General features: G+C 63.3%; 10 protein-coding genes. 3 read left to right on the top strand and 7 right to left on the bottom strand.

Going from position 1 to position 12,422, the window contains the following annotated elements:
* Positions 1-136: 136 nt before the first annotated feature.
* Entirely contained in the window at positions 137-406 is a 270-nt protein-coding gene (locus QEP12_RS00375; protein ID WP_284213011.1) for a DUF2789 domain-containing protein, read from the bottom strand.
* A 247-nt stretch (positions 407-653) separates the two neighbouring features.
* Here QEP12_RS00375 and QEP12_RS00370 point away from each other — a divergent pair, with 247 nt between their 5' ends.
* Positions 654-926 carry a hypothetical protein gene (locus QEP12_RS00370; RefSeq protein WP_174863481.1) on the top strand — a complete coding sequence of 91 codons (273 nt, stop codon included), beginning with the start codon at positions 654-656 and terminating at the stop codon, positions 924-926.
* A gap of 208 nt (positions 927-1,134) precedes the next feature.
* Here QEP12_RS00370 and QEP12_RS00365 read toward each other — a convergent pair whose 3' ends face one another.
* The 4 genes from QEP12_RS00365 to QEP12_RS00350 form a co-directional block, all read right to left on the bottom strand.
* The gene (locus QEP12_RS00365) at positions 1,135-2,577 is read right to left on the bottom strand and encodes an NAD-dependent succinate-semialdehyde dehydrogenase (protein ID WP_174863480.1); all 1,443 of its coding nucleotides are present in this window, start codon (positions 2,575-2,577) and stop codon (positions 1,135-1,137) included.
* A gap of 170 nt (positions 2,578-2,747) precedes the next feature.
* Complete coding sequence (locus QEP12_RS00360; protein WP_284213010.1) at positions 2,748-3,566, bottom strand: aldolase/citrate lyase family protein; 819 nt, start codon at positions 3,564-3,566, stop codon at positions 2,748-2,750.
* 113 nt (positions 3,567-3,679) lie between these two features.
* Positions 3,680-4,663, bottom strand: a complete 984-nt coding sequence (locus QEP12_RS00355; RefSeq protein ID WP_284213009.1) for a Bug family tripartite tricarboxylate transporter substrate binding protein — start codon at positions 4,661-4,663, stop codon at positions 3,680-3,682.
* Positions 4,664-4,898: 235 nt separating this feature from the next.
* On the bottom strand, positions 4,899-7,790 hold the full coding sequence (locus QEP12_RS00350; protein WP_284213008.1) for an Hsp70 family protein: 2,892 nt from the start codon (positions 7,788-7,790) through the stop codon (positions 4,899-4,901).
* Between the two features lie 488 nt (positions 7,791-8,278).
* On the opposite strand from QEP12_RS00350, the gene QEP12_RS00345 reads away from it, so the two are divergent.
* Positions 8,279-8,896, top strand: coding sequence for a hypothetical protein (locus tag QEP12_RS00345; RefSeq protein ID WP_284213007.1), 618 nt, complete (start codon positions 8,279-8,281; stop codon positions 8,894-8,896).
* Positions 8,897-9,234: 338 nt separating this feature from the next.
* Here QEP12_RS00345 and QEP12_RS00340 read toward each other — a convergent pair whose 3' ends face one another.
* Complete coding sequence (locus QEP12_RS00340) at positions 9,235-11,211, bottom strand: Hsp70 family protein (protein ID WP_284213006.1); 1,977 nt, start codon at positions 11,209-11,211, stop codon at positions 9,235-9,237.
* Between the two features lie 3 nt (positions 11,212-11,214).
* Entirely contained in the window at positions 11,215-11,880 is a 666-nt protein-coding gene (locus QEP12_RS00335) for a DUF2760 domain-containing protein (protein WP_284213005.1), read from the bottom strand.
* A gap of 306 nt (positions 11,881-12,186) precedes the next feature.
* Here QEP12_RS00335 and QEP12_RS00330 point away from each other — a divergent pair, with 306 nt between their 5' ends.
* Positions 12,187-12,366 (top strand): hypothetical protein, encoded by a 180-nt coding sequence (locus tag QEP12_RS00330; RefSeq protein ID WP_284213004.1) that lies wholly within the window; start codon positions 12,187-12,189, stop codon positions 12,364-12,366.
* The last annotated feature ends 56 nt before the right edge of the window (positions 12,367-12,422 follow it).

Genomic DNA, 12,422 nt, shown 5'->3' with positions numbered 1-12,422 from the left:
AAAACAGGCCGCTTGCAAAACTGCAAAGCGGCCTGCGGGGGCGGGTGGCTGCGATGGACACGCGAGCTGCGCAGCACGTGCAGCGCGTGCCGCAGGCACAGCTTCTGCGCCGCACCTGCCGGTAGCGCTGTCATCGCTACAGCTTTTGCAGATCGGGCTTTTTGCGCAGCGCCACGCTCAACTGGTCCACCACAATCGCCCAGTCATCGTCGCAACGGATTTTTTCCTTGAGCATCTGCGCCTGCTGGGGGCTCCAGAACGGGGCATCGTGCAGCAGCACATCGTCCGCCAGGGGGTGGTGCTGGCGCAAAAATGCTTGAATGCTGGCCTCATCATTGTCCAAGCCCAACTGGGCAAACAGTTCGGTAAAACCGGGTTGGGATACGCCGGGGGTCAATGTCGTCATACACGTCCTCCTTGGTGTCATGGCAAAAGTTTTTTTCAGCGCCTGCAGCCCACCAAGCTGCCTGCACATGGCTGCATGTTGCCGCAGATTGCCAGGCACAGCTGTAGGACTGCATTGGTCACCGCACCTGGCCCGCAGGGAGTTCGTCACACGTTGAAAAGAACTTTTCAATCGCGCGCACCCATCCGCCCTTGCCCTACAGCCACGTGCGCAGACCTCGCGCACACTGCCAGCAAGGAGAACCGCTATGCCCAACTCAGCATCCAAGCCCCCTCACCCAACGACCAATACTGCAGCCTCCCAGGCGCCGCACATCAACACCCAGCGCAAACAGCGCCCCAGTGATGCAGAAGCTGCCAGCAAGCTGCCCCATGAGCGCGATGCCTCCATCAACATGACCGCCCCCCAGCCCGACCCAGTCATGCAACAAGCCCACCGCGACCTGAAAAAAGGCCTGGTTGACACCGATGCTCGCGCGGCCGACGGCACCCCGCTGGGCAGCCGCCGCGCGGCCCGTTAAGCGTGTTCACATCAACCTTGGCTGCCGCTGAATAAAAGTTTTCATTGCGCGGCGCCCAGTGGGGCGGCAGCTGCATTGCAGCGGCGAGCCAGGCTAGCCCTTCACCGGGCACAGCGATTCCCACACTGGACGGGAACACGCTTTTGGCCCTTCAAAAAACAAGGCCGCTTACAGCGGCCTTGAAATGGGTCAGCCAACGTGCGCCGTGCTACACCATGGCAATCGAGACGGCCTTGGGAATCAGGTAGGCCTCCAGTGCCTCGCTGCCACCTTCAGAGCCATAGCCCGAGTCTTTCACCCCGCCAAATGGCATCTCCGCCGATGCCACCGCAGGCTGGTTGATCCACAGCATGCCGGTTTCCACCTGCTGGCTCAGTTGGTGGGCGTGCTTGAGCGAACGGGTAAACGCATACGCTGCCAAGCCGTAGGGCAGGCGGTTGGCTTCGGCAATGGCCTCATCCATCTGGTCAAAAGTGCGCATGGCCACCACAGGGCCAAAGGGCTCGTTGTTGAACACTTCGGCACTCAGCGGCACATCGGCCAGCACCGTGGGGGCGTAAAAATTACCGACATCGCCCAGCGTTTTGCCGCCCAGCAGCAGCTTGGCGCCCTGCGCTTGGGCATTGGCCACCAAGGATTTCATGGCCGTGATGCGGCGTGGATTGGCCAGCGGCCCCATGGTGGTGCCCGCCTCCAGCCCGTTGCCCACCTGGATCGATTCAAAGTAGGCCACCACCTGTTCGGTGAAGGCTTTTTCCAGACTGTGGTGCACCAAAAAACGCGTGGGCGAGATGCACACCTGCCCCGCATTGCGCAGCTTGGCGGCCCCCGCCGCCTTCACGGCCAGCGCCACATCGGCATCTTCGGCAATGATGACCGGGGCGTGGCCGCCCAGCTCCATGGTGCAGCGCTTCATGTGCGCGCCCGCCATGGCCGCCAGTTGCTTGCCCACGGGGGTGGAGCCGGTGAAGGTGATCTTGCGGATCACGGGGTGGGGAATCAGGTAGCTGGAGATTTCATGCGGGTCGCCATACACCAGCCCAATCACGCCCGCAGGCACGCCCGCATCCACAAAGCACTGGAACAGCGCGGCGGGCGAAGCTGGTGTTTCCTCGGGTGCTTTGCACAGGAAGGAGCAGCCCGTGGCCAGCGCCGCGCTGATCTTGCGCACGATCTGGTTGACGGGGAAGTTCCACGGCGTGAAGGCCGCCACGGGGCCCACCGGCTCTTTGATCACCAACTGCTGCACATCGCCCCGGCGCGCGGGCACGATGCGACCGTACAGGCGCAGGGCCTCATCGGCAAACCACTCGATGATGCCCACGCCCGCCAGCACTTCCACGCGGGCTTCAGCCAGCGGTTTGCCCTGCTCTTGCGTGAGCAACGCGGCAATCGCATCGGCGCGCTCGCGCAGCAGCGCTGCCGCCTTGCGCATGGTGGCCTGGCGCTCATGGGCGCTGGTGTGCTTCCAGATGGCAAAGCCTTTTTCAGCGGCAGCGAGGGCGCGGTCCAGGTCTTCCTTGCCCGCATGGGCCAGCCGCCCAATCACTTCGCCGGTGGCAGGGTTGTGCACGGGCATGGTTTTGCCGCTGGCAGCGGGCTGCCATTGGCCGTTGATGAGCAACTGGGTATCCGGGTATGTGTGAGACATGGTGATTTACCTCGCCAAAAAACATCAATAACGCCGCTGCATTTGCGGGCAGCAGCCAAAGACTTGCCAAGCTTCTTGAGATCAAAAAGCCCTCTAAGCCATGCTACACCTGCGCCAGGTGCTGCAGTTTTCTAAGCATGCAATACATGCGCAAAACTGCCAGACCGCGCTCAATACATGGCCGCACTTGCCGCCGGCACAATCTGCTGCGGCTTAAAGCGTGCCGCCAGCGCGTCGGCACCGCTGCGCAGCAGCAGCATGTCCATGCCCACCGCCACAAACAAAGCGCCGTGGTGGATGCAGCTTTGCACGCGCTCGGGCTGTGTCACCAAAATGCCCGGCGCCTTGCCACATTGGCGCACCCGCTGCAGCGCATCATTGATGATGAGCTGCATATCGGGGTGGCTGGAGTTGCCGGCATAGCCCAGGCTGGCCGACAAATCGGCCGGGCCAATGAACACGCCGTCAATGCCATCCACACTGGCGATCTCTTCCAGATGGACCAAGGCATCGCGCGTTTCCACCTGCACCAGCAGGCAAATCTCGTCGGCGGCCTGGTGCACATAGTCGCCATCGCGCCCAAAGTTGGAAGCGCGCATGCTGCCACCCATACCGCGCACCCCATGCGGGGCATAGCGCACGGCCTCCACGGCCGCCTTGGCCTGCTCCGCGTTTTGCACAAAGGGCAGCAACAGCGTCTGCGCGCCAATGTCCAGGTAGCGCTTGATGAGCACCGTGTCGTTCACCGGCGGGCGCACCACAGCTTGCGTGGGCGCACAGCCCGTGCGCACCTGGGCAGCCGCCACGGCCTGCAACTGCTGCACCATCTGCGGCACATCGGTGGGGGTGTGCTCGGCATCCAGCAACAGCCAGTCAAAACCGCTGCCTGCCAGCAGCTCACTCACATAGGGCGCAGGCAAGGTCGACCACAAGCCGATCTGCGGCTGACCGGCTTGCAAGCCACGTTTAAAGAGATTGGGAGTAGGCATGCGGCAATGTCAAAGATTGCAAAGGCCACACCCTAGCAAAGCGCACCGCACCTGCCAAGCCTTGCGCTGTCGCGTGGCTTACGCAGGAAAGCGGTGCTAGTGGGCGCCAAGCCTCAGTCAATCCGGGCGCCTGCGGCGTCCACCACCTGCTTCCAGTGCGCCAATTCGGCAGGCAAGCTGGCCTTGAAGCTCTCTGGCGACGACTCCACCCGCTCAGCACCCAGGGTTTGCAGGCGCGCTTGCATGGCCGGGGTGGCCAGCACCGTGCGCACGGCCTGGTACACCTTGTCAATAATCGGCTTGGGCGTGCCCGCAGGCGCAAACAGGCCATACCAGCTGGTCACGGCCAAGTCCTTGCCCAGCACGGGCACTTGCGGCGCCAGCTGCGTAGGCTGGTCTGAGGCCACACCCAGCACGCGCAGCTTGCCGCTGGCCACAAAAGGCATCACGCCGGGGAAGCTGCCAAACGTCATCGGCAACTGGCCCGCCACCACATCGGTGGCCGCAGCGGCCGCGCCCTTGTAGGGCACGTGCAGCAAGTCGATGCCTTTTTGCTTTTTCAGCATCTCGCCCAGCAGGTGGTTGAGCGTGCCGTTACCGGCCGATGCGTACTCCACCTTGCCCGGATGGGCCTTGGCATAGGCCACCAGCTCGTTCAGATTCTGGGCCGGAAAGCTCGGGTTCACCACCAGCAGGTACGGCGCCACTGCCAGCTGCATCACGGGGGTGAAGTCTTTGAGCGGATCAAACGGCACCGAGGAATACAGCGCCGGGTTGATGGTGTAGGCGCTTTGCGCCGTGACCAAAAACGTATAGCCATCGGCGGCGCTGCGCGCCACCTGGCCTGTGCCCACATTGCCGTTGGCACCGGGGCGGTTTTCCACAATCACGGGCTGGCCCAGCGTGCTTTCCAGGCCCTGCGCCACGGCGCGTGCCACCACGTCATTAGCACCGCCGGGGTTTTGCGGCACCACAAAGGTGATGGGTTTGGAGGGCCAGTTGGCCTGTGCCCAGGCCTGGCATGCACCGGCCGACACGCACGCTGCCGCAGCAGCAGCCAGCGCACGGCGGCGCGACAAAGAGAAGTGCAAATTCATAGCTATACCAAGTACGTCTAAGGTGAAAAAGGCGAACTTGCTGCTTATGGCCTGCAAGCAAAGCCACGCGCTGGCCAGGTGGGCGACGGCGTGGCAACAGGGGCAGCAAGGCCCGGGGTCTCCAGGCCTGCTCCCCGCTGCGAAGGGATGCGCCGCATCATAAAGAGCCGTGCCGCCACCGGCCCCCATGGCCGCCGGCGCAGCCAGCGTATTGTCAGCTTCAGCGGGATGGCCGCTACAGCAGCACCAGCCCCGGCGGCAGGCTGTCGCCCAGGCTGCGCTGCTGGTCTTGCGCCTCCATGGGCACCACGCGCTCTACCAGTTCCTGCCAGCGCGGTGGGGCACCTGAGGCGCGCATTTTCTCCAGCACCTGTGCGCGCAGGGCATCGGGCAGATCGCGGGCGCGGTCACCCGTCATGCGCGCCATTTGCACGGCCGCAAACATGGCGGTTTCGTTCTTGCGCCAGTCTTGCGCCAGCGTGGCATGCACAAACTCCTGCGCGGCCTCGGGCGGCATCACCAGATGGGCGTTGGCAGCCAGCGACTGGCGCGCCGCCAGGCGGCCAATCGCCCACCAGGTTTGCACGGTTTCATCGGGGCGCTGCAGGCGCTGCAACATCCACTGGCCCATTTCCTGGCGGTACTGCCAAGGCACCGCTTCCATCGCGGCAAACAGGCGCAGCATGTCGTCATAGCTGCCGTGGCTGCTTTTGCCACCACTGCGCGTGGTTTGCTGCACTGCCTTTTGCATGTGGCCCGCCACGTCTTCCAGCAGCTGCATTTGCTGCGCTTCGTTCAGGCCGGCCGCCACGCGCCGCCAGAACACCCACCACTCCGTCCAATTGGCGGCCTCTTTGCCGTGCCCCAGCCCTTGGCCGTACAGCGCCCACACCTGGGTGATGCGCCAGGCATCCAGCTCAGCCCCCACGCCGGGGCGCAGGCACCAGCCCGCTAGGTTGAACCACACCCGCTCATGGTCGGCCGTGCGGCGGCGGCGTTTGGCACGGGCGAGCAAGGCGTCGAACAGGGCACGCAGCAGCGCCACCTCCCAGCCCTCGCGCGGGCCGAGGATTTTTTCCAGCGACTGGCGCAACTGGCGCACTTCCTTGGCCGTCACAGCCTGTGCCTGCGTGCCAAACACCCGGTCGATCAGCGCCACCGCTTCGGGCAGCCTGCCTGCTGGCGATGACAAGCCTTTTTGGCCTTTAGCGCTTGCTACGTCTGCGCTGGCAGCTATGCTTTCTGAGGCTTCTTGCCCGCCCAGCGCGCCGCGCACCGCAAACGGCAGCAACCACGATTGCGCAGGGTCTGCCACGCCGTGCTCAACCTTGACGCAGCGCACCTCCAGCGTGCCCACCTCGGTCATGCACGCTTGCAGCTGCACTTCGACCTGCGTCTGCGTGCTGCCTGGCAGGGCGGGCAGCACCGTGGCCACCGGGGGCAGCTCCACCCAGCCCTCGCCTTCCAGCGCCAGCAACTGCCCGGCCTGTGCCGGCAAATTGCTGCGGCTGTTGGCCAGCAACACAAAGCGCACGGCCTGCCCCAGCTTGAGCGCAAAGCGCCGCCCGCTGAGCACCATGCGCACCCCTTCTTCCGTGCCGCGTGGCAGCAGGCAAATGCCTTGGGGGGCTGCGCCTGCTTTGCCTGGCAGCAGCAGCCAATAGCTGCGTGCTGCGCCGCCGCCAATGTGCGGGATGATTGTTTTGATAGCTGCTGGCGATTGCTGTGCCTTCGCCAGCAGCTGATTTGATTCAGAATTTGGGGGCACTTGTGTCTGCACCCGTGCCAGCCCATAGGCGGCGGCCCCTCGTGCCACGGCCCAGTCGGGGTGCGGGTTGTGCAACACGCGCACCGGGCTGCCGCGCCAATCCCCCAACTGCTGCGTGAGGCGCTGCACCAGTGCATGGGCGTGGAACACACCGCCGTTGAGCAGCAACGTATCGGGCAGTGCACCGTCTGCATGCTGGCGCAGAAACTGCGCCAGATGGCGGCTGATGGCCGCATCGGCCGGGTACGGCAGCCCAAAACCGCGCAGCGCGCCCTGGCGTTTGGTGGGCCCATCGGTGATCTGCGCAGCGGGCAAAAAGCCTTCCACCACCAGCTGCTGCACCTGGTCGCGCGTCAGCGTGGCCGTCTGCGTGGCCGCCAGCAACTGGCTGCCACCGCCCAGCAAGGTGATGCCGACTTGCGCCGGCGCATCGGCGGCCAGCAACTGCTCTTTGGCCATGCGGCAGCGCTGCACCAGCTGGGCAAAGCGCTGCGCCGGCAGGCGCTGGCCTGCGCCCGCAAATGCGGGTTCCAGCTGGTGGGCCAGCGCCAAATCCATGTTGTCGCCACCCAGCATCAAATGCTCACCCACCGCTGTGCGCGTGAGCGTGGGCACGCCCCCGTCTGCGGCGGCATCCACGCGGATCAGCGTCAAATCGGTGGTGCCGCCGCCCACGTCCACCACCAGCACCAGGCGGCTGCCCGCCAACTGCTGCGCCAGTTGCGCGCCTTGCTGCAGCAACCAGTCGTGGAACGCGGCCTTGGGCTCTTCCAGCAGTTGCACCTGCGGCAGGCCCGCCCACTGCGCGGCCTCCAACGTCAAGGCGCGCGCACCTTCGTCAAACGATGCGGGCACCGTGAGCACCACGCTTTGCTGCTGCAAAGGGGCACCGGGGTGCGCTGCATCCCAAGCGGCTTTGACATGCGCCAGGTACGAGGCCGATGCGGCCAGCGGCGAGACCTTGGCCACCTCATCCCCCGCGCCCCAGGGCAAGATGGCCGCCGAGCGGTCTACCCCCGTGTGCGACAGCCAGCTTTTGGCGCTGGCCACCAAGCGCCCCGGCACCGCCGCGCCCAGCTCCCGCGCCCAGCGGCCAATCACGGCGGGGGCCTCGGGGCTGGCACCTTGTGGCAGCCAGGGTTGCAGCCAGGCCTCACCCAACTCCCCCTGCGCGGCCTGGTAGCGCACTGAAGGCAGCAGCGGCTGCGCCACCACCTCACCCACAGCGCTGCGCTGGGGAATGGGCAACAGTGCAATGTCTGCCGCCACACCACCCACCGGCACGCTGGCAACGACGGTGTGGCTGGTGCCCAGGTCAATGCCAACAACGTAGGTGGGAGAGGCGGTCAGTGCAGTCATGAAAAATCAACGCGGGGGCGAGGGAAGCCGGAGGGGCTTGATCGTATCAAGCGGTGACAACGCGTGGGGGGCGGTGACTTTTGCCCTGCAAGGGCTGTGAGGGGTGAAACGTTCTTTTCAAGAATGTTAGCTGGGGGTGCTTGCTGGATAAGCGTTTATGGCTGATTGGTCTCTTGTTGTTGTTGTTTTGAGTTTGGCTGGCCGCTTGTCGCGCGGCAGGCGACTTACTTTCTTTTGCTTCGCCAAAGGAAAGTAAGCAAAGAAAAGGCGACCCTGCTACCCGTGTCCCTGCGCTGCGCTCCGGGCAACCTGCGGTGCTCGCCCCAGCCGGGCCAGCCGCAAACTCGGCTGCTTCGCAGCCTCAAACAGCGCGTCTGGCTTTTTCCGTCTGGGGCTGTGCGCCTCGGCACGGGTAGAAGTGGCTAAACACATATTGCTAATTCAAGCGAACTCTTCATAATCAATAAAATTTCACAAAATCATGCAATATGAATCTAACCTCTATAGAACAAACCCAAACAATTGCGATTGGATGGGCGATTGAGAATAAAAAAGATATCATTTCTGCAAAAGAATTTGCAAACATATGGTTTAAAGAAACAGAAGAAAACTACAGAATAAAAAAAGTGCTGCTTCTGCATCTAGAAAGTTTCAACGATAAAAAAGAAAATTTATCAAAATACTTCTCTACCGCTTCAGAGCAAGATTGGCAAAGAAACTCTGAATGGACTTTAGAGACTGTCAAACATCTAGCTGTTATAAACGCTGCTGCGCTCGCAGGCAGTGCAGCTTTGCTGGCTGCAAAAATCATTGAAGGCACACAAATAAAAATCGCCTTCGTTTTTTTTCTTTTGGGACTATTCTGTGCTGTTGCAGATTTTTATTTTTGCAGCTTAGGATATCAAAAAAGAGCTGATAAATATTCAAAATTATCAGACGAAATTAAAAAATCAAATTTTTACAATGATTTAGATAAAGCATTCAAAACAATCTCCTTTAAGAAAGAAATTTATTTTAAAATTTCTTCTTGTTTAGGATGGTCATCAGTAATTTCCGCTTTAATTGGCATAGCTCTTATTACACATCAGCTAGGCATAAATACATAGCTGCGCGCGCAAGCGTCGCGCCCCGTTCGTGGAAGTCCTTCACTTTTCCGGCGGCTGTTTGAACGTAGCGACGCAGGAGCGCAGTGAGTTCCGCCGGACAGCCGCCTGCAAGGCGCGCCTTTTCTTTCCGCGGTTTCTTTTGGCAAGACAAAAGAAATCGGGTCGTCGCCGGTCGACTACCGGCCTCGGACAGCAATGCCACAGCAACCATAAAAACAGAGCTACCAGCGCTTGCCACATAAGCGCCAGAACCTAAAAACACCAATAAAAAAGCCCACTGACCGATCAGCCAGCAGGCTTTGCAAACAGCTTTTCACAAGCTGGAGCGACGAGGCCGCTTACCCCTCGTCGGAAGTAGTCTCCGCACGCACATCGAACTCGACCTTCCAGCGCTCTGAGCCACCGACCGGCACCGCATTCAGCTCCAGCGTGCCAATGTCCGTCACGCGGGCTTCCAGCGTCACCGGCACCACCTCGCCAGCGGCACGGCCTGCGGCGGGCAGGTTCAGCTCGATCTCCTGCAGCTCGACCAGCTCTTCGGAGCCCCAGAAGTCCAGCATGGTGCCCACGGTGTCACTGCGGCGCACGGAGGAGCCAAAGAAGCGCAGGCGCACGGGTTCGCCCACGACCAGACCCAGCTCCAGGTCAGGCACGGCAGCGGCCGTGCCTTCTTCCATGCCAAACGGGGCCAGGCACAGGGCGGAGATGGGCGGCTCCATGCCGGGGATGGCGGGCATGTTGCTTTCCACGCCCACGTAGTACGACTGGGCCGTGCCGCCGCGGATGCGCACGCCGCGGCCGGTGGTGGTGATGTGGCCGTAGTAGGCCGCGCCCCGGGCGACGGCCAGGTCCAGGTTGGCGCCGTCCAGCAGGCGGGCGGGCTCACAGGCCTCGTCGTCCAGCCAGCCGTTGATGACGTCCAGAATGCGCTGCTCGATCTGCGGGGCCTTGAGCACACCGCCGTTGAACAAGATGGCGGTGGGGTGCAGGAAGGTAGAGCCTTGCACCTGATCGATGTTCAGGCCCTCAATCTCGGCCAGCGCATGGACCTGGCGCGTCAGGAAGGCGGCCAGATGGCGCGTGACGGCGGCGTCTTGCGCATAGGGCAGGCCCAGTTGCGTGAGCGCAGCGCGGGCGCGGGTCTGGGGCTTGTCACTGACCTTGACCTTGGGGAAGAAGCCTTCGACCAGCAGGGCCAGCACTTCGTCGCGCGTGACTTCGGTGCGGATGCTGCCGCCAATCAGTTTGCTGCCCCGGCTGGGCACGACCACGGGCACGGATGGCAGGTTGGCATCGGCCAGCAGTTGCTCTTTGGCGGCGCGGCAGCCGTGGGCCAGGGCGCGGGTTTGCCACGCGTCCAGCGGTTTGCCTTCTTGCGCCAGCTTGCGCGCCACGCCGTAGGCCAGCGCCAGGTCCATGTTGTCGCCACCCAGCAGGATGTGCTCGCCCACGGCAATGCGCTGCAGCGCCAGGTTGCCATCACGCTCCAGCACGGCAATCAGCGAGAGGTCGGTGGTGCCACCGCCCACGTCCACCACCAGGATGACGTCGCCATGCTTGACCTGTTTGCGCCAGTGGCCGCCGCTGGCCTGAATCCAGCTGTACAGCGCGGCCTGGGGTTCTTCCAGCAGCGTCAGATTGGCAAAGCCGGCGGCCTTGCAGGCCTCGGCCGTCAGCTCGCGCGCGGCGGGGTCGAACGAGGCGGGAATGGTGACGGTGATGTCTTGCTGGGCAAACGGGGCCTCGGGGTGGGCCTGCTCCCACGCGCAGCGCAGGTGCTCCAGATAGCGGGTAGAGGCGGTCAGCGGCGAGATGCGGCTGACTTCCTCGGGCGCATCGGCCGGCAGGATGGCTGCGCGGCGGTCGACGCCGGGGTGGCACAGCCAGCTCTTGGCGCTGGACACCAGGCGGATGGGCGTGGCCGCGCCGCGGCTGCGCGCGAATTCACCGGTGATGCAGTCGCTGGGCGCGCCGGGCAGGGTGCGCTCGGCCTCGGTCAACTCGCTCTCGTGCGGCAGGTACAGAAAGGACGGCAGCAGGGACTTGGCCTCCACGCTGCCGGGTGCAGTGAGCTGGGGAATGTCCAGCACGCCCTGCACCACCTGTTCGCCGTCGCTGGCGGTTTTGTGGACAAAGGACAGCGCGCAGTGCGTGGTGCCCAGGTCAATACCAATGCTGTATTGGGCAGCGGCAGCTTTCAAGCTATTTTGGCCTGTAGCGCTTGCTGTATCTGCGCTGGCAGCTACAGTATTTGCAGTTACCTGACCCGCTGCAGCCGCGTGGCCCGACTGGGCGATGGAAGCCAACGTATTCATGGTTTACAGCTCCACTTCGGCTTGCGCGATGACGTGGGCGGCGGCGGTATCGGTCAGCTGGGGCAGCTTGACAGCGGAGACCTGCCAGCCACGGTGGCCCAGCGTGCCGGTGAAGGGCGCCTGGCCCACCACATTGCCGGTCAGGCGCACGGCGGTGGCATTAAACCCTGCTTGCAGGGTGATGCGGCTGCCTTCGGCCTCGGTGCGCACGGGTTGAATCGCAAAGTGCTCGCGCAGCACCTTGCGGCAACCTTCGTGCACCACGCGGGCAGCGGCACCAATTTCGGCATCGGTATAGGGGGCCACGTCTTCCTGGATGAAGTCCACAAAGCGCGCTTCGCGCTGCAGCAGGCCCAGCAGTTGCAGCGCGGCGGTTTGCGTGGGCACTTCCACGGTTTTTTCGACGATCTTCTCAACGGGGACTTCGACACGCTGCTCCACCGTTTTTTCGACAACTTTCTCCACGGGCACTTCCACGCGGACTTCAACGATCTTTTCCACGGGAACTTCGACGCGGATTTCCTTGGGGGCAACATCGGCGGCCAAGGCTTCACCAGCGCGCACGCGCACCACATCGGTGGCCAGGCGGCCGTTGCCGAGAATGGCAAAAAAACTACCGATCGCAATGGCGATGCGGCTGAAAAAGGACGGGGGGGTGTTCTGGGTCATACGACAGTCTCAAAAGACCTGCCCACGTCAGCGCCGCTACCGCGCAACGCAGGCAAAAAAAGGGGGGCGTGGCGCGCGCAGGGTGGTGCGCACCATCTGCGCCCAGCCATCACGGGCGCGCGCCCGCAGGAGGCAGCGATGTTAACCAAAGCCCGATGCCTTGCACGGCAGCAAGGAATCTGCCGCCATGCAGGCCTGCGGCTTGGCCGCCGCAAGAATGTCGCACCTGGCCGTGCCAGATTAGGGGACTGGCCATAATTGCAGGCGGTAATTTTTTCCGCCGCACAGGCCCTTCTCCCCCTTCTTATGCTGCACGCGCTCGCATCTTTTGCTGCTGGTCTGCGCCGCTCTGCCTTGGCAGCGGCGCCACAGGCCTGTGCGCGTGCGCTGCGCCGCCAGCAGGCCCAGCGCCACGGCATTCCGACCGCCTTCGTCAGCCTCAGCGGTGTCACCGCCATGCTTTCCGCCGCCGTGCGGAAGGCGTAAGACCACACCCCTTCATCCCCTCCGCACGGCCTCTACCTCTTGCACCCAGCAAGGGC

Origin of the sequence: Comamonas jiangduensis (genome assembly GCF_030162955.1) — a bacterium.
GTDB lineage: Bacteria > Pseudomonadota > Gammaproteobacteria > Burkholderiales > Burkholderiaceae_C > Comamonas > Comamonas jiangduensis.
The sequence above is the reverse complement of the archived record's forward strand: the minus strand, read 5'-3'. Positions and strand labels throughout refer to the sequence as shown.